We start from the raw sequence: 19,054 nt of genomic DNA on the forward strand, positions 1-19,054 counted from the left end.
CAGCGGAACGGGCGGTAACTTGGAGTACAAAAAATTCAAGTAGTTTCTTTTGAACTCTCTTGCTTAATTTACAATTGGTTATCTGCATTTTCGTAGCCTAGCATAACTGCTAATCTACGTCAGCCCCTATCGATATGCGGATTTTTCAGATATTTGATGCCGCTTGTGCTGACCGTACCCATACTGTCATTGGCATGAGCAGCCCCAGTCAGCAGAAGGAGTAAGATTAAAGCTTTTTGTTTCATGATTTAACCCCTTTGAAACAGGCCGTCTGAAAAACAGGTTTCAGACGGCCTTTAACAGCAGCTTGGTTTTAAGCCAAAGCCACTTCCAAATTATCAATCAGGCGCGTGGTACCCAAACGGGCGGCGGCAAGCACCACCAATTCTTTATCGCCGACATGAGCTACTGCCAAGCTGTGTGCATGGCGGATTTCAACGTAATCAACCACCCAGCCGGCATCGGTCAAACGGCGGATACATTCGGCCTCAAGCTGGGCGTAATCCAGATTGCCGTTTTTCAGGGCGGCGGCAATATTTTGCAACTCTTGATAGAGGCGGGGCGCTTCTGCACGCTCTGCTTCGCTCAAATATTGGTTGCGGCTGGAAAGTGCCAGGCCGTCTGAAGCGCGGCCGGTATCAACCGGGACGATTTCGATATTGAAATTCAAGTCTTCGACAAAGCCTTTGATAATCGCCAGCTGCTGATAGTCTTTTTTGCCGAAACAGGCGGTATCGGGTTGAACAATGTTGAACAACTTGGTCACAACGGTCGCAACGCCGCGGAAATGTCCCGGGCGGAATTTGCCGCACAATTCGTTTTGCAGGTGCGGAGGCTCGACATTGAAACGCTGTTCCACATTCGGATACAGCTCTTTTTCATCAGGCGCAAACACGACGGCAACGCCCTCGCCTGCCAATTTGTCGGCATCTTGCTGCAAAGTACGCGGATATTTGTCGAAATCTTCGCCTTGTCCGAATTGCAGGCGGTTGACAAAAATACTGACCACAACGTTATCGGCACGTTTTTTCGCTTCGCGCACCAGCGCAAGATGGCCTTCGTGCAAATTGCCCATGGTCGGCACAAATGCCACTTTTCCGGCAGTTTTGCGCCACTCGCGCAATTCTTTAATCGTATGAATAATTTGCATGGTTTGAAAAATCCTTTATCTTTTCCGCCGTTTCATCAACGGAAATCACGCGCCGATTATACGCTTTTATTCATTAAAAAGGCCGTCTGAAATAAGTTTCAGACGGCCTGGTTTTTATTTTATCCGGTAAACGTATGTTCGACAGATGGGAACGTTTTTGCTTTGACTTCGTCCACATAGGCTTTGACCGCAGCTTGAACGCTGTCTTTGCCCTGCATAAAGTTTTTCACGAATTTGGCGGTTTTACCGGGGAAAATGCCGAGCATATCGTGCATCACCAAAACCTGACCGTCGCAATCCACGCCTGCGCCAATACCGATGGTTGGGCAAGAAACTGTCTCGGTCACTTTTTTCGCCAACTCTGCAGGAACGCATTCCATCAATACGATTGCCGCACCTGCCGCATCATGCGCTTTGGCGTCGTTAAGCAACGCTTCCGCCTTGTCGCCGCGGCCTTGAACTTTATAGCCGCCGAATGCAAACACGGATTGCGGAGTCAGGCCGATGTGGGCGCAAACAGGGATACCGCGCATTTGCAGAAATTCAGTGGTCTCCGCCATCCAGACACCGCCTTCGAGTTTGACCATATGCGCGCCGGCCGCCATCAATTCGGCCGCCGCCGCAAATGCCTGCTCTTTGCTCTGCTGATACGCGCCAAACGGCAAGTCGCTGACAATCATTGCATTTTGAGTGCCGCGAGCCACGCATTCAGTGTGGTAGCACATATCCTGCAAGCTCACCGGCAAAGTGGACTGACGACCTTGCACCGCCATGCCCAAAGAATCGCCGACCAGCAGTACATCTACGCCGGCATTGTCCATTAGCGCGGCAAAGCTGGATTCATAAGCGGTCAGCATGGCGATTTTCTCGCCCTCTGCTTTCATTTTTTGCAAAGTGTTTACGGTAATCATGGTGTTGTGTGTGTTCCGCCCGACGGGCAGCCCTTTGTTGTAATGGAAACGCGGTATTATAAGGTCTGCTTTTAAAATATCAAAGCATAAGCAAAAAGCCCGACTGCTTTCACAATCGGGCTTTTAATTGGTGCCGGCACCAAGAGTCGAACTCGGGACCCCCTGATTACAAGTCAGGTGCTCTACCAACTGAGCTATACCGGCTTACTGAAATGCCTTGCGGCACCATCAGTCTTTAACTGGTGCCGGCACCAAGAGTCGAACTCGGGACCCCCTGATTACAAGTCAGGTGCTCTACCAACTGAGCTATACCGGCAAGGAAGTCGGCATTATGCCGATAAGTTCCCATCTTGGCAAGCATTTTAAAACAAAGTTACTCACGAAATTATAAAAACCAATGATTTTAAAGAAAATTAAATACATGCCTTATCTTTCCATCCAACACACTCAAAGGCCGTCTGAAAACCGCCCCAGCGCAAAACATCATTGTTTCTGTTAAAATAACGCCTTTTATATCTTTCCATCTGCACCCATGCCACCCCGCCATCCTTACCGCCGCCTGCGCCCAGCCAAATCCCATCTGCCCGAAGTCGGCATTTCCGAAGAAGTCAATATCCGTTCCCTACACTTGGGCAGCGACACCATTCAAAGCTCCATGAATGTCGATCATCCGTCCGAGCTGGTGTTGTCGTACAGCCGCGCCATGATGGGTTGGCTGCTGTTTGTAGAAACCCCGCCCAAACACATCACCCAAATCGGCTTGGGCGGAGGCTCGTTTGCCCGTTGGATAGACAGCTATCTGCCCCACACTAAGCAAACCGCCATTGACATCAATCCGCAAGTCATCGCCGTGGCGCGCAGCCTGTTTGAATTGCCGCACGAAGGCGAAAATTTTGAAATTATCGAGGCGGATGGCGCGGAATATATTAAAGTGTTCCGCCACAATACCGATGTGATTTTGGTAGATGGTTTTGACGGCGAACAGATTATCGATGCTTTGGTGGAAGAGCCCTTCTTCCAAGACTGCCGCAATGCCCTCTCTCCAGACGGCGTATTTGTCACCAACTGGTGGAGTGGCGACCAGCGTTATCAACGCTTTGTCGAACGCCTGCTCAACGTCTTTGACGGCCGCGTACTCGAGCTGCCTGCCGAGAGCCACGGCAACGTAGCGGTCATGGCATTCCAAAGCAGCCCCAAAGAACAAAATCTCGACAACTTAAAAAAACGCGCCGAAAAATTAAGCGAAAAATACGGCTTGGATTTCAAACGGATGCTTGCTGATTTGAAAGCCTACAATCAAAACAACGGTAAGAATTTTTATCTGTAAACCGCTTCAGGCCGTCTGAAAAAACAAACAAGGACACACTCATGCTCAAACCCGACATCATTCAAATCCCCGGCCCGGCCGGTTTGCTGGAAACCATCTACCTGCCAAGCACACAAGAATCCGCCCGCGGCGTTGCCGTCATCAACCACCCCAATCCACTGCAAGGCGGCACCAACACCAACAAAGTCATCCAAACCGCCGCCAAAGCCCTCAGTCAACTCGGCTTCCATTGCTACCTGCCCAATTTGCGCGGCGTAGGCAATAGCGAAGGCGAACACGACTACGGCCGCGGCGAAACGCAAGACTGCATTGCCGTTATCGACTACGCCCGTGCGCAACATCCTGATGCACCGCAATTCGTCCTGGCCGGTTTCTCATTCGGCGGCTACGTTTCCACCTTTGCCGCCCAAGAACGCACGCCTGATTTACTGTTACTGATGGGCGCAGCCGTCCATCACTACACCGACCGACCGGAACCATCCGACGTTCCTGATGTCGCCAAAACATTGATGATTCATGGCGCGGAAGACGAAGTCGTCGAAATCAATAAAGCCCTGACATGGGCAGAACCACAAGGCCTGCCTGTTGTGACCATTGCCGGTTCGTCCCACTTCTTCCATGGCAAACTCATCGTTTTGCGCGATACGATCACACGGTTTGCACCGGCTTTATTAGGCTAAAATCCGGCTACAAAATAAAACAGGGCCGTCTGAAAGCTTTTTCAGACGACCCTGTTTGTATCTTAACATATCAATTCTGAGTCAACCAATACTGCAAACCAATCAAAGTCTTACCATCTTTGATTTCATCGTTTGCCAATGCATTGCGCACCTCTTCCTTGCTCATCAGGACGGTTTCAGTAATTTCATCTTCATCATTGCTCAATTCGCTACCCAAACGCACGCCTTGCGCTTGGTAGAGATACATTTTTTCATCGCAAAAACCGACTGCAGTATAAAAGGAGTACAACAGTTTGACACTGTCGGCGACATATGGCGTTTCTTCCGCCAACTCACGCAAAGCGCATTCGGCAGGATCTTCGTCCGCCACATCCAATTTACCCGCCGGCAATTCCAACGTTGCCTGATCGGCGGCATAACGCCATTGGCGCACCAAAACAACTTTGCCGTCTTCCGTTTCAGCCAACACACACGCAGCACCCGGATGACGGATCACAACCCGTTGACTTTCGTTGCCGTTGGGCAGGCGCACCCGATCGCGGCTGATGGTAACAAAAGAACCTTCGTAGATTGGCTCGCTGCTTAATTTAGTTTCTTTCAAATCCATTTTTTACCTCATTTCCAAATTATTAAATATTAAAGGCCGTCTGAAATCCTTTTTCAGACGGCATAGATAAGTCCTATTCCCGAGCGCGTTCAATCTCAATACCGACCTGCGCCACATCAGGCAAGATACCGGGTTTCACAATACGGACGCGCACTTTGACCGCACCAAAATCATTTAAAATCAATTGGGCGATATGTTCCGCCAAAGTTTCCAGCAGTAAAAAATCCTGTTCGGCAAGGCTGCGGCGTACGACTTCGCATACGTCGCCATAATGGATGGTGTCGCTGATATCGTCGCTCGTGCCGGTACGCTCGGGAACACTGATTTCCAAATCCAAAATCAAAGTCTGTTTACGCTCGCGTTCCCAATCATATACGCCGATTAAAGTATCGGCCTTCATGCCGTACAAAAAGATTTTATCCATTTGCCTGTCCGTTTTTTTGATAGAATAACCGTTCCCATTTTAAGTAAAGCACCCAAAATGTTCAATGTACTCGCCATTATTGCCGCCTATCTTATCGGCTCCCTGTCTTTTGCCGTCATCGTATCAAAATATTACGGCATGGATGATCCGCGCACTTACGGCTCCGGCAACCCCGGTGCCACCAACGTCTTGCGCAGCGGTAAGAAAAAAGCGGCAGCACTGACCCTGCTCGGCGATGCAGTAAAAGGCTTGGTTGCCGTCATCTTGGCGCGCTGCCTGCAAGATGCTTTAAATTTGTCCGATGCGACGATAGCCCTGGTCGCGATTGCCGCATTGGTCGGCCATATGTGGCCAATATTTTTCAATTTTAAAGGCGGCAAAGGCGTAGCCACCGCATTGGGCGTTTTGCTCGCCCTCTCCCCCGCAACCGCCCTACTCTGCTCCTTGATTTGGCTGGTCATGGCATTCGGTTTCAAAGTATCCTCCCTCGCCGCACTGGTCGCCACCGTCTGCGCCCCTATCTTCGCCTTCTTCATGATGCCACACGCCTCTTGGGCATGGGCAACCGTATTCATTGCCGCATTGGTGTTGTACCGCCATAAAAGCAATATTCAAAACCTGATTCAAGGCAAAGAAAGCAGAATCGGAGATAAAGCCGGAAAATCTTAAAAGTGTAGATACAATCAATAAAAGGCCGTCTGAAAGTATATTTTTCAGATGGCCTTAATAGTATTCAAAAATCAGAAGGGTTGTTTCTCTATATTAATCATTATCCAACCTGATAATAAATGCCTAGAGATAAGTAATAAATGCATCAATATACTCTACCACTACTCCTTCTTTTTAGAATTAAAACAGTGAGCATAACATTAAATAATAAGCACATAACTATGCTAATATCTAAAAACTTAAGTCTCAGTAGAAAGTAAAAATATAGAGATGTTCTTCCCAAAAATGATGTTTCATCAATTTACTGTTTTTTTTTTGGCACACTCCACCTGTTCTACTTTTTCTTTGAAATAGTTGTTGAATTTAAAATACAGATAATTACTAATTTCTAAATAATACAGCAAGAGTAAGTCAAATACCACCATAATCAAAAATGCTACTAACCCCGACCAGACTAAATCAAAAGCAACATTAACAGTGCTTATGAGCGTATACAAAATTCTAATTTAATATATATCTTTATGATCAATATGAGAAGTTTGAAGAAGCGATTCGGTTTATACAAATACCATTTTCAGAATTAGAAATAGCGTTTTTATTTAAAATAATCTTTTATAAAGAAAAAACTGGTAATAATAGAGAAATTTAGCTTAAATTTCACTATCAATTTCTTCCCCAATCGTATTCATATATGCCTGTAAATCAATAGCTGGCACTGTTCCGATTGCTTGTTGCAAATAACGAGTTAATTGCATAAAGAAAGTAATTAATGAATTTTCAGGACGACTAAATACCAATGATTGAAAAGTTCGCTTCTGATAATAATCGTGAATGCGTTTTTTAAAATTGACTTTCTCATTTACATCCTCTTCACCATCATACTGAACAAAGAAACTACCATAATCCACAATACAGCCCAAATCAATCCTCTCTAAATCAGTTAAAGATTTGATATGCTTCTCAATGGTGTTATTATGATAACGTGTGAAAGAATTGGTGGTGGTTAAAATACCACCAATAATCTTTGTCAATGGGCGGGCAGATAACTTTTGTCCAGAATTAATCATAGATGTTGATGTGCGGTCTAGTCTTCTAACACTGGCAATTTTTTGACCTGCATACTGAATGTAATTAATATCGCCAACCTTTCCCTGAATATCAGGTTTAACTTCAAAAACTGCATAAACGCCTTCGGCGGGAATGTATTTAAAACCATTTTGATTGAAAATAAATGGCGTAAACCAATTATCGTAAATGACAACATCGATTTGATCACTGGTATTTCCCTGATAATCAATAACAATTGCCTTATCTACACTATAACGATTTGGCAAATAATTTTGCAACCATTCAATCCAAGCATTTTCTAAGGCATCACCTTTTGAGCCCGGATGATGAATAAATTCACGATTAGTACTTAATTGACTTTGCATTTGCCCTTGCATGCCACAAAACAAGGCTGATAAATCAACTTTATTCATAAACAACCAACCTACCTTGATCAAAAATAAAGAAATTAAAATCTAATAATTTATTACTAGAAATACTCAAAATAAGTAGCACTGGATTATAGAGTTGAACTGTATCGCAAGAAACAATATCATTCATTGCTTGTAAATCTGTCAAGCTATACCATGCTGATGCATTGGGATGGCTATGCCATTCACCTATATAATATAATTCAGTTTCTTGGAATATATTTTCAAAATTATGAATTTTTGAATTTAATTCACGCCTAAATTTCACAGATGAGCTGGTGTATTTATCAACCAATAAAAAATCTTTAATATGCAATCTAGTAAAATCATCAGAGTAACAACCTAAAAGAAACCCACCATATTCGTTTGGATAATGATGAATTGCTATTTTTGCCATTTGTTCAATGATTTGGCGTTTAAAACATAATTGAAGGTTTTTATATTTTTTAACAATCATTAAAACCTCTCAACCTTTAAATTAAGATTATCATCATATTGAATAGTAAAATGTTGATAATTATTTTCTTGAATCATTAGATTAATTGTTCTTAATGATAGTTGAACCATAATGGCAATATCATTATACGATGCTTTAAAAGTTGGATTCCAACAGCCAATAGGATTATATAAATCCAAAGTATCATTCTCTAAAATATTATCAAACTGATATCTAACAAATCGGTAATGATTGGGTGAAATGCCACACACCAACGATTTTGCGTAATTTGTTATAGATAAATTAAATATAGTGCTGGTTAAACTGAACTTACCTGTAAGATACATTAAATCATTATCGGTAGAACAATCAAAAATATAATCAAATTCTGAAAATTGCTCTGATAAAAAATTAAGATGTTCTGATGGAAGATCAAATTTAATATATTCTGTTGCTAAATGACGAATGGAACTCAACTCAACAAAAGGAGATATACACCATAAAATACCTGCTAATTCATCTGTTTTATTGGTATAAGATGGAAGAAAGTTATATTCTGAACGGCAAATATTCTCTGGTTCTTTAACATCATAATCAGCAATGGTAATATTTTTACAACCACCACGCACAAGTGTCTTAGCAACTTGACTTCCAATCGCTCCTAGCCCAATAATAAGAACTTTTTTATCAGTTAGATTTGGATGAAACGCACCTCTTCCAAAAAAATAATGATAGGATGAATTTTTTGAAATAACCCAGTTTATTTGCTTATCGCAAAGCTCATACATGCCATTTTTATTTTTAAAGAATAAGTCTTTTAAATCAATCATGGCAACTTGCCAGTGAATATTTTTATTTTTTATATAATACCCAATGAAAATAGGTATAAATTCTTGTTTAATGGAAAAAGAAATTTTCCAAATCTCACTTAACATCTCTTGATTAAATAAGGATTTGAATTCTTGCCAGCTTGAAAATGAAAATCTGTCATAAATTGAAGGTTTATCTTCGATAAAGATATAAATTCCTGATAAGTCGTTTTCCTTGCTTGAATAAAACGATGACCATTGGCAATTTTTATTGGTAATATTATGTGTAAAGGATTGCACTAAATAATTATGTATATCCTTATCTTGATATTTTGATTTTGTTAAGCAAGTGTTAGTAACAATACCAATTTCATTTTTAGAAAATGACTTATCAACATCTGTAAATTGAAAAGAAAAATATGTCCCATTATAAGCATAATTTGCTGTAATTAGATGTTCATAATGTTCATCTTTTTCTTGGTTAATAACATACTTAACAATCCATTTTTTTATTGCCTGGAAATCTTGCTGTAATTTCTTCTCAAAAATAACGCAATGCTGATTATGAAAGCAAATAGCATTATCAGCCATCACATGGCTAAATTTTTTATATTCATCATTTTTTAGATAAAAGCGAATGGATTCACTATCGCTAATTTTTAATGGGTAGGCTTGGTAGATAATGACATGAAAATCAATTGAGTTATCTAATTCTTCAAAATCAAAAGTAATATCAAAACTTACCTGCTCTTGCGAAAATGAAAGAGCAGATAAATTTTGAATATATGGAATAGATTGAATGGTTTGCTTTAATTCAATTTGAGAAAATTTCATATCAACCAAATCTTTGTGAAATTGGAGGTGTTGAAACTAATACCAAACGTTTAAGCCCATAAGCCTTATTCCCATCGTTATTATTTTCAGCAAATTTTTCATTTAATGGAAGATAAAACTCTATTTGTTTCTCATTTAATTCAATTTGTTCCAACATGGATTTTAGTTGAGAAACTAGAACAGTTTTTTTTGTATCATCTAATGATGATGCCAAATCATTATTGCAGTTACCAGGGTCTTTAAGTGTGAAATTTTCACTCTGAATATTATCAATGATATATTTTAAAACAATTTTAAATTGTTCCCATAAATTACCCTTTGGAGACGATTTTTCATAAGCTTTAATCACCAATAATTCAATAAAAAAAGACTTGTATTTGTATTGATGACAAGCTTTCCAAATTTTTAGCAAACGAATAACTTTTCTTTCATTATCTTTAGCTTTAATGTGTTCAATTTGAGCGTGAATATTGGTTTTAAGATAACCCTCATTTTGTGTTTTATGTAGATTTAAATCCTCATGTTCTAGAAAAGAATCTTGGCTAGTCTCTCTTGCAGGAACAACATCAATATTAATTTCATCTTCTTCATCAAAAGTTAAACCTATAGAAACCCCTTGTTTCTTTACAGTAGTTTCATCTTTATACTTTTCTGTTAGTTTTTCCAAAACATCTTCAAACATTTTTTCTAATGTTGAAAAAGCATTATGTTTAAATGGTACAACCAAATCCAAATCAAACTTGGTATTGATGGCCGTGTGTTTTTTATACGAGCCAGAATTAAATGGCTCATAAATTTTACTACCGTATTGTTCATTTAAAAATTGCTTAATCTCATCTCGTTTAGTGCGATATGTGTTGATTAGCTCTTCAATATGTTTCATTCTGTAACTTTCCAGAACAGAATTTAAGTAATCGCTTTTGTAGTCAGCCATAGTCAATCTCCATAAATTTTTTAGTACATAACGGATTATGTGGGGTTATGATGCACTCAGAATAGTTTTGTTTTTGCTATATTGGATCGAACCTATGGAATTTCAAGCCTTAACTGATAGTAAAGATGATTTTTATTAAAATATAAGGTGCTGTCTTAAATAACTAGGGAAGTTCAAATTAAGCTCAAATTATCTGTATTCAAAAATGTCGTCTAAGTAGTTATAAACAAAATAAATTAACTGAGCTATTTGTTGCAGTTGTAACTGCAAGAACGACAAGCAGAGTTAGTCCGTATTAATAAAAATACCCCTGCCTATTATTTTCATTACTTACGTCTGCTTATCTATTAAAAGCAGTCTGCTTTTGGAAATGTTTGACAGAGAAGTAGAAGTTGATGAAAGTTATTTGGGGAAAACATAAAGACAAATACTGTTATGCTACTACCAGTAAAGTCGCCGTATTCAGGCTTTTAAAGCAAAATGGTAAGGTTCACATTGTTACTGCATCGAATACTGAAACAGAAACTTTATTACCCATTATTCGCGAACAAGTTAAATCTGACAGCATTGTTTATAAGGTACCACCGTCTATGCCGATAAAGGCTATGACAGTGAGGAAAAAGGGAGATTAAAGGGGATATTTGAAACAAAAACAGCCGAAAACCTGTGTTTAGGTTTCGACTGTTAGGAGGCAAAGGTCTCAGACCGTCTGAAAGTATATTTTTCAGACGGCCTTTATAGTTTTTATTCACGCATAATCAGTCAATCTTAATATATTCCACCGACAGAATCTCTATAACCTCACGCCCTTCCGGTGTATCCAAGACAACTTCATCCCCTTCGCGTGCTTTAATTAGGCTGCGTGCCAAAGGGGAAATCCATGAGATTTTGTTTTTAGCAGTATCGATTTCATCTACGCCGACGATTTTGACGGTTTGTTCATGACCCTCTCCGCGCAATAAGCCAACGGTGGCGCCGAAAAAAACCTGGTCCGTGGCTTCGCGCGCTTCAGGGTCGACGACAACGGCTGCTTCCAAGCGTTTGGTTAGGAAGCGGATACGGCGGTCGATTTCGCGCATACGGCGTTTACCGTAAAGATAGTCGCCATTTTCGCTGCGGTCGCCATTGCTTGCCGCCCAGTTAACGATTTGGACGATTTCCGGGCGTTCTTTGTTGACCAGATGATAAAGTTCGTCTTTCAATGCCTGCCAACCGGTAGGTGTGATGTAATTTTTGGTTTCGGTACTCATAATGTGTCTATAACATAATTAAAGGCCGTCTGAACATTAATTTTCAGACGGCCTTTATTGTAAGTCAATTTACTTTATTCTTCATCATCATCGCTATCGCTGATACTGATGCTGTGTTCCATTTTGCTTGGATGAACTTTCAAGCCGCCACAACCTGATTTTTCGGTAGAGAGGCGGTTTAGATACACTTCATCGATATCGCCGGTTTGATAGACACCATTAAAGCATGAAGAATCAAAGGATTCGATTTTTGGATTGAGTGCTTTGACTACTGCTTCCAAGTCTTCTAAGTTTTGGAAGACGATGCCATCCGCGCCAATCTCGGCTGCGATTTCTGCCGCGCTGCGGCCGTTTGCAATCAGTTCTTCACGGGTCGGCATATCGATACCGTACACATTCGGATAGCGCACTTCGGGAGCTGCAGAAGCAATGTAGACTTTGCGTGCACCTGCCGCGCGTACCATTTCAACGATTTCACGGCTAGTCGTACCGCGCACGATGGAATCATCCACCAACAAAACGCTTTTGCCGTTAAACTCGGTTTCCATCGGGCTGAGTTTTTGGCGCACTGATTTTTTGCGTGTTGCTTGGCCGGGCATAATAAAGGTGCGGCCGATGTAGCGGTTTTTAATCAGACCTTCGCGGTAAGGTTTTTCGAGATGAACGGCAAGCTCCATAGCGCTGGGTCGGCTGGTATCGGGAATCGGCATCACGACATCGATATCATCGACAGGCAGCTCGCGTTTGATTTTTTCTGCCAAAGATACGCCCATATCCATACGGGACTGATAAACGGAAACGCCATCGATGACGGAGTCCGGGCGGGCAAAATAAACATATTCAAAAAGACAAGGGCTTAATTTGGCTTTATCGCTGCATTGACGCGACACAATTGAACCGTCAAAGCTGACAAATACGGCTTCGCCCGGCTGGATATCGCGTTCCAAATCATAGGCAAGCGCGTTGAAAGCAACTGATTCAGAGGCAACGGCATAAGATTTTTTGCCGGATTCGTCAATTTGCGAACCCAATACCAATGGACGGATACCGAAAGGATCCCGGAAAGCCAGCATGCCGTATCCTGCAATCATGGCTACTACGCCGTATGCGCCGCGCACCAAACGGTGCACTTCGGAAACGGCGTTGAAAATATTGTCGATGGTGAGTTGATAAGGGGCTGTACTTTTAGAGACTTCGCGGCGCAATTCATGCGCGAATACATTGAGTAATACTTCGGAATCGGAGCTGGTATTAACGTGGCGCAGGTGTTTGTTGCATACGTTTTCATACAGCTCTTCGGTATTGGTCAGATTACCATTGTGTGCCAAAACAATGCCGAATGGGGAGCTGACATAAAACGGCTGGGCTTCGGCGCTGCTGCCCGCATTGCCTGCGGTTGGATAACGGACATGTGCGATGCCGGCATTACCGACCAAGTCGCGCATATTACGGGTACGGAACACTTCGCGCACCATGCCTTTGCCCTTGTGCATATGAAATATATTGCCTTCGGCAGTAACAATACCTGCTGCGTCCTGACCACGGTGTTGCAACATCTGCAAACCATCATACAACATCTGATTGACCGGCTCATGACTAACCAAACCTAATACACCACACATATCGTGCTTCTCCGAGTTTGAAGATTAAATGGGTAAGCTGTCATTATAAAATAATTTAGATGAGTTTGCTCAAATTGTTGACAATATGATGCTAAATTTACGCAAATAAAAACGGATTCAGACGGCCCATAGGCCGTCTGAATCCGTCAAACTCAATCATCCAATTCTTCAACTTCAGCTATTTTACCAGAAAGATGGGGCATTGCGGTATCTTTTCCAGGCAGATAAGGCATCGCAGCATCGGCCAGTGATTCAAAATATGGAATTGTGTGTGAACTTTGCCACTCTTCCGTTTTCGGCAAATCAGTGTGTGAAAAAACCATCACTGCCAGTGTCACCAAAATCACACCTTTCACTGCACCAAATACACCGCCAAGCAAACGGTTAATGCTTCCTAAACCAACGGCAGACATCAAACTGCTCAACAGAGACCGTGCCAGTTTTTGCAACAGCCATGCCAGAAAAAACACAGCGGCAAAACCCATTGCAACCGCCAAGGAATGCGGCTCAACCGATTTAAAGACCACATCGGCAAACGGCACGGCGAGCGTTCTGGCTGCAATAAACGATACCACCCAGGCCACCATCGCTCCTGCTTCGGCAATAATACCCCGTGTCAACGAGATAATGATGCAGATGACGATGACGGCAACAGCCAACAAATCGGCAACAGGCAAATTACTCACTGGTCACCTGACCGGCAATGCCATGTACACGCAATTTGTTCAAATCGCGCTCTGCATCGCGTGCATTTTTATAACTGGCTGATTTCACGCGATACACCTTACCTTTATCGGTCATCACTTCAGTAATGGTCGAATCGATACCTGCGGCTTTCATTTTACGTTGCAGGCTTTGCGCGCGTTCTTTTTCAGCATAACCAGCCTGAATGGCGGCTTTTTTCGCAGGTTTGGCTTCTGCTTTTTCTTTTTCAGCTTTAGGTTTGGCTTTTTCAGACGGCTTCTCGGCAGTTTTTACCTTATCGGCTTTTTCTGCTTTGGCCGTTTCCGGTTTAGCCTTTTCATTTTTTGGTTTTTCAACTTTGGCTTCTGCTTTCTTGGCAGGCTCGGCCTTGTCTTTTACGCTGTCTTTGCTGTTTTTGGCAGATTTACGCTCGGCAATGGCTTTCTCTGCTTTTTCCAATTGTGCTAATTTATTGCGTTCGGCAGCGGCTTCACGCTCTGCTTTTTCAGCACGCGCTTGAAGTGCACGTTTTTTAGCAGCCAATGCGTTTTCTTTTTCATCCGCTTCCTGTTGGGCTTGTGCCTTGCGTGCCGCAGCACGTTGTTCTGCCTGGCGTTGGCGGCGTTCTTCGGCTCGGCGCTCCGCAGCTTCGCGTTTAGCGGCCTCAGCTCGTTGAATACGCTCAGACTCTTCCAAACCTTTAATATTGCCGTCATCCAAAGTATCATTAATCAAAACCAACGGCTCGCCGACATCTTCGGGAGCAGACTCACGGTTTGGCTTCAATACTTCAACCGGCGCATTGTCTTCTTCGTCGCCGGCATTTTGAGGTTTGCTTTGCGCTTCGGCATCCGCATGGCGGGCTGCTTCTTCAGCCATCGCAACATCCTCTTTATTCGGCTCTAAAACAACGGCCTTGCTCGGCTCATCAGCCGTTTTGACTTGGCTCTGACCGACAGGCGCTTCTTTAAACGGTGAATTTTTATCGTCGCCCGATGTCAGCGCCAGGCCGAACAGCATACCTGAAGCCACCACCAAGCCGGAGGCCAAGACCAAGCGACGGCGGTTGCGACGTTTGAGTTGTTCGTAACCGTCTAAATCGTATCCGTTTGGAGTTTCTTTTTGTTTATTGTCGGACATGATAATTTCCTCGTTAGTGTTCTTTCAAAACAGCCATTACATCGGCAACAGTATGGAATGAGCCGAAAACAACGATTCTATCATTTTCGGTTGCTTTAGCCAAAGCAGCGCGGTAGGCAGCAGCGACAGTTTCAAAAACATTTACATTGTCGATGCCGTGTTCAGCCATTTTAGCCTGCAAAGCCTCCACAGTCATGCCGCGCGGCACATCTAAAGGCGCGATATTCCACTCGTCAAACTGATCTTTAACGATTTCCAGCACGCCATCAATATCTTTGTCGGACAACATACTGAACACGGCGGTCCGTTTTTGGGCAAAGGCAAGGTTAATCAGACTGCGGCGCAAAGCACGGGCTGCGTGCGGATTGTGGCCGACATCCAAGACCACCAGCGGACGGCCGGGCAAAACTTGGAAACGTCCAGGATTCTCAACCAATAGCAAACCGCGTTTAATCGCGCCGATGTCAACGGGCAGCTGATTGTTCAGACACTCTAAAACAGTTAGTGCGCACGCGGCATTGGACAACTGATAGGCACCGCGCAAAGCAGGAAACGGCAAGGAATTGCGGTTACGGCTTTGGCCGTCTGAAGATTGCGGATGGAAGCGGTAGTTCCACTGTACGCTTTCCATTGACGCAAAATCAAAATCTCGCTGAACCATCAACAGTTTTGCGCCAATTTCTTCTGCGTGTTTGACCAATGATTCAGGCGCAGGATTCTGACCGCACACGGCAGGCTTGCCGCTACGGAACACTCCGGCTTTTTCAAAACCGACCTGCTCAACGGTATCGCCCAAAAAGGCCTGATGATCCAAATCCACACTGGTAACGACTGAACAGTCGCCATCGAATACATTCACAGCATCTAATCTTCCGCCCAAACCGACTTCCAGAATCATTACGTCCACATTTTCACGCATGAAAATATCGACGGCCGCCAAAGCATTAAACTCAAAATACGTCAGAGAAATTTCGCCGCGCGCCGCTTCGATACGCTCAAATGAGGAAACAATCAATTCATCTGAAACCGGCTGAGTGTTGATGGCGATTCGTTCGTTGTAACGCAGAAGGTGCGGACTGGTCAGCGTACCGACTTTAAAACCGGCTTCTTTATAAATATGCGACAAATAGGCGCATACAGAGCCTTTGCCATTTGTACCCGCCACCACGACGACAGGACATTGCGGCACCAAATTCATGCGTTTTTTTACTTCTCCCACTCGTTCCAAACCCATATCGATAAGGCCGGACCTATGGGCAGTCTCCAAATGAGAAAGCCAGTCTTGTAATGTTTTCATTGTATTTATCGCTTCAAAAGGCCGTCTGAAACGGCCGTTTAATCTATATCTGCCGCAAGTTCTGCTTTGTCTTCTTTTTCACGGCACCAGCGCGCCCACACTTTCAGACGGCGGTATGCATCACGGTCGGCCATATCGGGCAAGATGCAGTGTTTGACCATTTTCCCATCAACATTCCATTGTAAAAACAAAGCATAAACCGTCAACATACTGCTGTCTTGCAAAACCGCACTTCTTCCCTCTGCCTCGTCATTCAAGTAAACCGTCGCACGGTATTGGCGGTCTATGATGATTTTTCTGACCGCATTTTGAGTGTAAAAATTAACGCTGCGCCAAGCATAGGCAAAACTGCCGGCCAACGCCGCCAAACCCAGCCACATCATCCAGCCGTAAAACTCGGCAAGGCATAAAGCCAACGCCGAAAGGTGTAAGAAGACAATCAGAATTTTCAAAGAACGCGAGGGCTTTAAGGCCGTCTGAAAACTTCGCACGGCTTTACATCATATTGTCGAAAACAGGCGTAATGTTCAATTCCGCCTCTTCCATATCCAAAACCATATCGTGGATTTCGGTATCGAAAAACTCCCAAAAAGCCTTCAAGCTCATGTCTTGCGGCCATTTGCTTTTATCGATGTCCCAGCCGGCCAATTCAGCTTCAAAAATCTGCTGGTAGCGTTCGTCAAAATAAGAAATGACAGATTCGGGTTCGTCAAATTGCGGCACAAGGAATACAGAACAGTTGGTGCGCAGTTGCTCGACGGTCAGGTCGGGCATATTTTCATCGGCAGATTTCAGCCATTCCAAAAAACGGGCGGTCGGCTTCAGCACAACAGCAGTACGGTCAACAAAATACATAATGTTCAACTTTCAAAATCATTCAAACCGATCATGCCGTCTGAAATTTCAGACGGCCCGAGTTTAATGTGTCATCACCTGTTGCAGGAATTGTTTGGCACGCTCGTGTTTCGGATTGGTAAAAAATTCTTCCGGCGTTTCATCTTCCAGAATCTGGCCTTTATCGACAAAAATCACACGGTCGGCAACTTCGCGCGCAAAACCCATTTCATGGGTCACACACATCATGGTCATGCCGCTTTCCGCCAAGTCTTTCATCACTTTCAATACTTCGCCGACCATTTCAGGGTCAAGCGCAGAAGTCGGCTCGTCAAACAACATCACGCGCGGCTCCATCGCCAAACCGCGTGCAATCGCCACACGCTGCTGCTGACCGCCGGAAAGCTGGCCGGGCAGCGCGTCTTTTTTATGCGCCAAGCCGACACGTTCCAAAAGCTCCATCGCTTTCTTTTCCGCCTCTTCACGGCTTTGGTTTTTCACTTTCATCGGAGAAAGAATAATATTTTCCAAGACAGTCAAATGCGGATACAGATTGAACCCTTGGAATACAAAACCCACTTCTTCGCGCACTTTGTTCAAATCGGTTTTCGGATCGGCAACATTGATGCCGTCCACCCAGATCTCGCCGCTTTCAATGCGCTCAAGTTGGTTTACCGTACGAATCAACGTCGATTTACCACTGCCCGAAGGGCCGCATACAACGACCACTTCGCCTTGTTTGACTTCCAGATTCACGCCGTTGATAACGTGCAAATCTTTAAAATGTTTGTGTACATTTTTGAATTTAATCATTATTTCTTTCCAAACTGCCAAAATTTTCGGGGCTTGAGTTGCGATTGCCGCTGCCAAAGCAAAGGAATAGCCGTTTCCAGCCAAAAGCGGCAACTGACTATGCCGCCGGAGATTCCGCCTTGATTGTACCGATTGACTTTAAATTGCTCTTCCCTATCGAGACGATACCCAGTCAATACCCAAACTGCGCCGATAATTGCCGCTTCAAAACGGTGCTGCTCAGACGGCATATCCTTACTGGAAAAATACTGCGCCAACTCGCACCACAAATATGAATCACCCAGAAACCCCCATTGAATAGGAGATTGCTTAAAAATTGCCATCACTGTTTCAGACGGCCTTTTGAACCAGATAATTGCTCAATTCCACATATTTCTCAGCAGCAATGTGTTCTGCCCTGTCCTGCGGATTGATACCGACTGCCTGCAAATCATCATCGTCGGCAAGTTCCTTCAAATTATTGCGTATGGTTTTACGGCGTTGGTGGAAGGCGAGTTTCACCAGTTTGGCAAAATGTTCAAAATCTTCCGCTTTACCGATGCGGTGTTTCACCGGAATCATGCGCACGACGGCCGAGTCAACCTTCGGCGCAGGATCAAAGGATTCAGGCGGTACTTCAATCAACATTTCCATATCGAAGAAATATTGCAGCATTACGCCCAGACGGCCATAGTCGTTGGTTTTCGGCTGCGCCACCATGCGTTCAACCACTTCTTTTTGCAGCATAAAGTGCATATCGATCACATCGTCTGCCACTTCGCTCAATCGGAACAAAAGCGGCGTGGAAATATTGTACGGCAGGTTGCCGACAATTTTTTTCTTGCCTTCAATGCTGTTGAAATCGAACTGCAATACATCGCCTTCGTGTATCACCAATTTGTCTGCAAACGGCAAGGTTTTCAGACGGCGTACGATGTCGCGGTCGATTTCGCAAACATGCAGGCAGTTGAGTTTTTTCGCCAAAGGCTCGGTAATGGCTGCCAAGCCCGGACCGATTTCAATCACGATATCATCAGGCTGCGGTCTGACCGCGTTGACAATATCGCTAATAATCCGCGTATCCCGCAAAAAATTCTGCCCGAAGCGTTTCCGGGCCTTATGTTCTTTCATATCTTTCTTCAAGCAAGCTGTTTAAGGCAGTATTGTAACTGAAAC

Annotated in this window: 22 protein-coding genes, 2 tRNA genes and 2 pseudogenes; 4 read left to right on the forward strand and 22 right to left on the reverse strand. The window is 43.7% G+C overall.

Annotation, left to right across the window (positions count from 1 at the left end):
- The 6 genes and pseudogenes from ACTHTU_RS06050 to ACTHTU_RS06075 form a co-directional block, all read right to left on the reverse strand.
- Positions 1 to 88 (reverse strand): annotated as a pseudogene (locus ACTHTU_RS06050) (IS1595 family transposase); the annotation flags it as partial.
- A 31-nt stretch (positions 89 to 119) separates the two neighbouring features.
- Positions 120 to 245, reverse strand: a complete 126-nt coding sequence (locus tag ACTHTU_RS06055; RefSeq protein ID WP_440362064.1) for a hypothetical protein — start codon at positions 243 to 245, stop codon at positions 120 to 122.
- A 68-nt stretch (positions 246 to 313) separates the two neighbouring features.
- Complete coding sequence (gene panC, locus ACTHTU_RS06060) at positions 314 to 1,150, reverse strand: pantoate--beta-alanine ligase (RefSeq protein WP_070824223.1); 837 nt, start codon at positions 1,148 to 1,150, stop codon at positions 314 to 316.
- 119 nt (positions 1,151 to 1,269) lie between these two features.
- Positions 1,270 to 2,061, reverse strand: coding sequence for a 3-methyl-2-oxobutanoate hydroxymethyltransferase (panB, locus tag ACTHTU_RS06065; protein WP_440362065.1), 792 nt, complete (start codon positions 2,059 to 2,061; stop codon positions 1,270 to 1,272).
- 128 nt (positions 2,062 to 2,189) lie between these two features.
- Positions 2,190 to 2,265 (reverse strand) — tRNA-Thr (locus ACTHTU_RS06070).
- Positions 2,266 to 2,301: 36 nt separating this feature from the next.
- Positions 2,302 to 2,377: transfer RNA gene (locus ACTHTU_RS06075), tRNA-Thr, on the reverse strand.
- Positions 2,378 to 2,593: 216 nt separating this feature from the next.
- Between ACTHTU_RS06075 and ACTHTU_RS06080 the strand changes: the two genes are divergently transcribed.
- Positions 2,594 to 3,388 carry a polyamine aminopropyltransferase gene (locus tag ACTHTU_RS06080; RefSeq protein WP_440362066.1) on the forward strand — a complete coding sequence of 265 codons (795 nt, stop codon included), beginning with the start codon at positions 2,594 to 2,596 and terminating at the stop codon, positions 3,386 to 3,388.
- 41 nt (positions 3,389 to 3,429) lie between these two features.
- Positions 3,430 to 4,068 (forward strand): alpha/beta hydrolase, encoded by a 639-nt coding sequence (locus tag ACTHTU_RS06085; RefSeq protein ID WP_150537500.1) that lies wholly within the window; start codon positions 3,430 to 3,432, stop codon positions 4,066 to 4,068.
- Positions 4,069 to 4,138: 70 nt separating this feature from the next.
- On the opposite strand, the gene ACTHTU_RS06090 is transcribed toward ACTHTU_RS06085, so the two are convergent.
- Both ACTHTU_RS06090 and folB read right to left on the reverse strand, forming a co-directional pair.
- Positions 4,139 to 4,675 (reverse strand): NUDIX hydrolase, encoded by a 537-nt coding sequence (locus ACTHTU_RS06090; RefSeq protein ID WP_070646807.1) that lies wholly within the window; start codon positions 4,673 to 4,675, stop codon positions 4,139 to 4,141.
- Positions 4,676 to 4,748: 73 nt separating this feature from the next.
- Entirely contained in the window at positions 4,749 to 5,099 is a 351-nt protein-coding gene (folB, locus tag ACTHTU_RS06095; protein WP_440362067.1) for a dihydroneopterin aldolase, read from the reverse strand.
- 57 nt (positions 5,100 to 5,156) lie between these two features.
- On the opposite strand from folB, the gene plsY reads away from it, so the two are divergent.
- Positions 5,157 to 5,768 carry a glycerol-3-phosphate 1-O-acyltransferase PlsY gene (gene plsY, locus ACTHTU_RS06100; RefSeq protein ID WP_440362068.1) on the forward strand — a complete coding sequence of 204 codons (612 nt, stop codon included), beginning with the start codon at positions 5,157 to 5,159 and terminating at the stop codon, positions 5,766 to 5,768.
- A gap of 650 nt (positions 5,769 to 6,418) precedes the next feature.
- Here the strand turns inward: plsY and ACTHTU_RS06105 are convergent.
- Genes ACTHTU_RS06105 through ACTHTU_RS06120 form a run of 4 tightly spaced genes read right to left on the reverse strand, consistent with a single transcriptional unit; the run spans position 6,419 to position 10,259 of the window.
- Positions 6,419 to 7,249, reverse strand: a complete 831-nt coding sequence (locus ACTHTU_RS06105; protein WP_285069870.1) for a DUF6602 domain-containing protein — start codon at positions 7,247 to 7,249, stop codon at positions 6,419 to 6,421.
- Positions 7,242 to 7,703 (reverse strand): Mov34/MPN/PAD-1 family protein, encoded by a 462-nt coding sequence (locus tag ACTHTU_RS06110; RefSeq protein ID WP_440362069.1) that lies wholly within the window; start codon positions 7,701 to 7,703, stop codon positions 7,242 to 7,244. Before ACTHTU_RS06110 ends, ACTHTU_RS06105 begins: the two co-directional genes overlap by 8 nt.
- Positions 7,703 to 9,325, reverse strand: coding sequence for a ThiF family adenylyltransferase (locus ACTHTU_RS06115; RefSeq protein WP_440362070.1), 1,623 nt, complete (start codon positions 9,323 to 9,325; stop codon positions 7,703 to 7,705). The genes ACTHTU_RS06110 and ACTHTU_RS06115 overlap by 1 nt, the downstream gene beginning before the upstream one ends.
- A gap of 1 nt (position 9,326) precedes the next feature.
- On the reverse strand, positions 9,327 to 10,259 hold the full coding sequence (locus tag ACTHTU_RS06120) for a nucleotidyltransferase domain-containing protein (protein ID WP_285069867.1): 933 nt from the start codon (positions 10,257 to 10,259) through the stop codon (positions 9,327 to 9,329).
- A gap of 197 nt (positions 10,260 to 10,456) precedes the next feature.
- Between ACTHTU_RS06120 and ACTHTU_RS06125 the strand changes: the two are divergent.
- A pseudogene (locus tag ACTHTU_RS06125) lies at positions 10,457 to 10,834 on the forward strand (transposase); the annotation flags it as partial.
- Between the two features lie 183 nt (positions 10,835 to 11,017).
- On the opposite strand, the gene greB reads toward ACTHTU_RS06125, so the two are convergent.
- The 10 genes from greB to rsmA all read right to left on the reverse strand — a co-directional run bounded on the left by greB (position 11,018) and on the right by rsmA (position 19,009).
- Positions 11,018 to 11,509: a transcription elongation factor GreB gene (greB, locus tag ACTHTU_RS06130; protein ID WP_440362071.1), complete on the reverse strand. Its 492-nt coding sequence runs from the start codon at positions 11,507 to 11,509 to the stop codon at positions 11,018 to 11,020.
- Between the two features lie 74 nt (positions 11,510 to 11,583).
- Entirely contained in the window at positions 11,584 to 13,131 is a 1,548-nt protein-coding gene (gene purF, locus ACTHTU_RS06135) for an amidophosphoribosyltransferase (protein ID WP_440362072.1), read from the reverse strand.
- 152 nt (positions 13,132 to 13,283) lie between these two features.
- The gene (locus tag ACTHTU_RS06140; protein WP_440362073.1) at positions 13,284 to 13,817 is read right to left on the reverse strand and encodes a CvpA family protein; all 534 of its coding nucleotides are present in this window, start codon (positions 13,815 to 13,817) and stop codon (positions 13,284 to 13,286) included.
- On the reverse strand, positions 13,810 to 14,955 hold the full coding sequence (gene ftsN, locus ACTHTU_RS06145; RefSeq protein WP_440362074.1) for a cell division protein FtsN: 1,146 nt from the start codon (positions 14,953 to 14,955) through the stop codon (positions 13,810 to 13,812). Before ftsN ends, ACTHTU_RS06140 begins: the two co-directional genes overlap by 8 nt.
- 13 nt (positions 14,956 to 14,968) lie before the next feature.
- The gene (folC, locus tag ACTHTU_RS06150) at positions 14,969 to 16,252 is read right to left on the reverse strand and encodes a bifunctional tetrahydrofolate synthase/dihydrofolate synthase (RefSeq protein WP_440362075.1); all 1,284 of its coding nucleotides are present in this window, start codon (positions 16,250 to 16,252) and stop codon (positions 14,969 to 14,971) included.
- Positions 16,253 to 16,290: 38 nt separating this feature from the next.
- A complete protein-coding gene (locus tag ACTHTU_RS06155; protein WP_440362076.1) occupies positions 16,291 to 16,743 on the reverse strand; it encodes a protein YgfX in 453 nt (150 codons plus the stop codon).
- A 4-nt stretch (positions 16,744 to 16,747) separates the two neighbouring features.
- Positions 16,748 to 17,107: a hypothetical protein gene (locus tag ACTHTU_RS06160; RefSeq protein WP_003747228.1), complete on the reverse strand. Its 360-nt coding sequence runs from the start codon at positions 17,105 to 17,107 to the stop codon at positions 16,748 to 16,750.
- A gap of 63 nt (positions 17,108 to 17,170) precedes the next feature.
- Positions 17,171 to 17,899 (reverse strand): amino acid ABC transporter ATP-binding protein, encoded by a 729-nt coding sequence (locus ACTHTU_RS06165; protein WP_003747231.1) that lies wholly within the window; start codon positions 17,897 to 17,899, stop codon positions 17,171 to 17,173.
- Complete coding sequence (locus ACTHTU_RS06170; RefSeq protein ID WP_440362077.1) at positions 17,899 to 18,222, reverse strand: hypothetical protein; 324 nt, start codon at positions 18,220 to 18,222, stop codon at positions 17,899 to 17,901. Before ACTHTU_RS06170 ends, ACTHTU_RS06165 begins: the two co-directional genes overlap by 1 nt.
- A 7-nt stretch (positions 18,223 to 18,229) precedes the next feature.
- On the reverse strand, positions 18,230 to 19,009 hold the full coding sequence (gene rsmA, locus ACTHTU_RS06175) for a 16S rRNA (adenine(1518)-N(6)/adenine(1519)-N(6))-dimethyltransferase RsmA (RefSeq protein ID WP_440362078.1): 780 nt from the start codon (positions 19,007 to 19,009) through the stop codon (positions 18,230 to 18,232).
- Positions 19,010 to 19,054: the final 45 nt, after the last annotated feature.

The sequence above is a fragment of the Neisseria sp. P0020.S005 genome, assembly GCF_051957055.1.
Lineage (GTDB): Bacteria > Pseudomonadota > Gammaproteobacteria > Burkholderiales > Neisseriaceae > Neisseria > Neisseria subflava_A.

Excerpts from the sequence above, each read along its gene's own strand:
- plsY (WP_440362068.1), top strand. The coding sequence starts at position 5,157 with ATGTTCAATGTACTCGCCATTATTGCCGCCTATCTTATCGGCTCCCTG.
- folC (WP_440362075.1), bottom strand. The coding sequence starts at position 16,252 with ATGAAAACATTACAAGACTGGCTTTCTCATTTGGAGACTGCCCATAGG.
- rsmA (WP_440362078.1), bottom strand. The coding sequence starts at position 19,009 with ATGAAAGAACATAAGGCCCGGAAACGCTTCGGGCAGAATTTTTTGCGG.
- greB (WP_440362071.1), bottom strand. The coding sequence starts at position 11,509 with ATGAGTACCGAAACCAAAAATTACATCACACCTACCGGTTGGCAGGCA.
- ACTHTU_RS06055 (WP_440362064.1), bottom strand. The coding sequence starts at position 245 with ATGAAACAAAAAGCTTTAATCTTACTCCTTCTGCTGACTGGGGCTGCT.
- ACTHTU_RS06085 (WP_150537500.1), top strand. The coding sequence starts at position 3,430 with ATGCTCAAACCCGACATCATTCAAATCCCCGGCCCGGCCGGTTTGCTG.
- ftsN (WP_440362074.1), bottom strand. The coding sequence starts at position 14,955 with ATGTCCGACAATAAACAAAAAGAAACTCCAAACGGATACGATTTAGAC.
- ACTHTU_RS06090 (WP_070646807.1), bottom strand. The coding sequence starts at position 4,675 with ATGGATTTGAAAGAAACTAAATTAAGCAGCGAGCCAATCTACGAAGGT.
- panC (WP_070824223.1), bottom strand. The coding sequence starts at position 1,150 with ATGCAAATTATTCATACGATTAAAGAATTGCGCGAGTGGCGCAAAACT.
- ACTHTU_RS06105 (WP_285069870.1), bottom strand. The coding sequence starts at position 7,249 with ATGAATAAAGTTGATTTATCAGCCTTGTTTTGTGGCATGCAAGGGCAA.
- folB (WP_440362067.1), bottom strand. The coding sequence starts at position 5,099 with ATGGATAAAATCTTTTTGTACGGCATGAAGGCCGATACTTTAATCGGC.
- ACTHTU_RS06110 (WP_440362069.1), bottom strand. The coding sequence starts at position 7,703 with ATGATTGTTAAAAAATATAAAAACCTTCAATTATGTTTTAAACGCCAA.
- panB (WP_440362065.1), bottom strand. The coding sequence starts at position 2,061 with ATGATTACCGTAAACACTTTGCAAAAAATGAAAGCAGAGGGCGAGAAA.
- ACTHTU_RS06165 (WP_003747231.1), bottom strand. The coding sequence starts at position 17,899 with ATGATTAAATTCAAAAATGTACACAAACATTTTAAAGATTTGCACGTT.
- ACTHTU_RS06120 (WP_285069867.1), bottom strand. The coding sequence starts at position 10,259 with ATGGCTGACTACAAAAGCGATTACTTAAATTCTGTTCTGGAAAGTTAC.
- ACTHTU_RS06170 (WP_440362077.1), bottom strand. The coding sequence starts at position 18,222 with ATGGCAATTTTTAAGCAATCTCCTATTCAATGGGGGTTTCTGGGTGAT.
- purF (WP_440362072.1), bottom strand. The coding sequence starts at position 13,131 with ATGTGTGGTGTATTAGGTTTGGTTAGTCATGAGCCGGTCAATCAGATG.
- ACTHTU_RS06160 (WP_003747228.1), bottom strand. The coding sequence starts at position 17,107 with ATGTATTTTGTTGACCGTACTGCTGTTGTGCTGAAGCCGACCGCCCGT.
- ACTHTU_RS06080 (WP_440362066.1), top strand. The coding sequence starts at position 2,594 with ATGCCACCCCGCCATCCTTACCGCCGCCTGCGCCCAGCCAAATCCCAT.
- ACTHTU_RS06115 (WP_440362070.1), bottom strand. The coding sequence starts at position 9,325 with ATGAAATTTTCTCAAATTGAATTAAAGCAAACCATTCAATCTATTCCA.